The sequence below is a fragment of the Desulfovibrio sp. 1188_IL3213 genome, assembly GCF_036763145.1.
GTDB lineage: Bacteria > Desulfobacterota > Desulfovibrionia > Desulfovibrionales > Desulfovibrionaceae > Desulfovibrio.
This window is the reverse complement of sequence record NZ_JBAIYR010000662.1, coordinates 1-880: the sequence shown is the minus strand read 5'-3', so window position 1 is coordinate 880 and position 880 is coordinate 1. Positions and strand designations below refer to the sequence as shown.

Genomic DNA, 880 nt, shown 5'->3' with positions numbered 1-880 from the left:
TCTGCCTGTCCGAGAGCATGCGGCGCACGGCGTCGGCCAGCGCGCGCGGATCGCGCTGCTGCACCAGCAAACCGGTTTCGCCGTCAATGATCACCTCGGAAATGCCGCACACGTCGGTGGCAATAACCGGCATACGGTGCGAAAGGGCTTCCATGATCACATTGGGGATGCCGTCGCGGTCGCCGTTGGTATGTACCACGCTGGGCATAATGAGCATGTCGTGATCCAGCATGAAGTCGCAGATTTTATCGTGGGGAATGAAGCCGGGCATATCCACAAAGGCGGTGAGGCCAAGTGAGTCGCGCATTTTTGCCAGTTTGCGCCGCCAGTTGCCGTCCCCCATCAAGGTCAGGGTCACCGGTACGTTTTCACGTCGCAGGCGGGCCATGGCCGTGAGCAGTTCGGGAAAACCCTTGGTGCGGGCAAAACGCCCCACTGCCAGCAGACGGCAAGGGGGCTGCATGGGCATGGCGCACTGTCCGCGCGGACGGAACGTGAGGCTGTTATAGATGGCATGCACCTTGTCCACGCCTTCGGGAGGACAAAAGCTGCGCAGCCACTGTACGTTGGTACGGTTATTGGTGCGGATGAAGAGCGCGTCGCGCGATTTTTCGCGCAGCAGGCCGTCCTCGGGATATATATCCCCGGCGCGGCCCGTGAAGGCAAAAGGAATGCCGGACATGCGGGAGGCCACCCAGGCTGCGGTGGCAGGACCGTTGGCCCAAGCCGCATGGATAAGCTGTACGCCATCCCTTTGGCACTGTTCGGCCAGCAGAAAGCCCGCCAGGAAGCACCAGATGTTCTCACCCACGGCCTCAAGGTTGCGCATGCGCCGGAAAAGCCCTTCGCGCATAAGCCGCCACACCTTGCCCGGCCGCTA

The 880-nt window shown here is 61.9% G+C and carries 1 protein-coding gene; it reads right to left on the bottom strand.

Features of this window, described 5'->3' with window-relative positions; genetic code table 11:
* On the bottom strand, nucleotides 1–853 hold an 853-nt coding region (locus tag V6C16_RS14370; RefSeq protein ID WP_333543577.1), incomplete at its 3' end, for a glycosyltransferase.
* Between the last annotated feature and the right edge of the window lie 27 nt (nucleotides 854–880).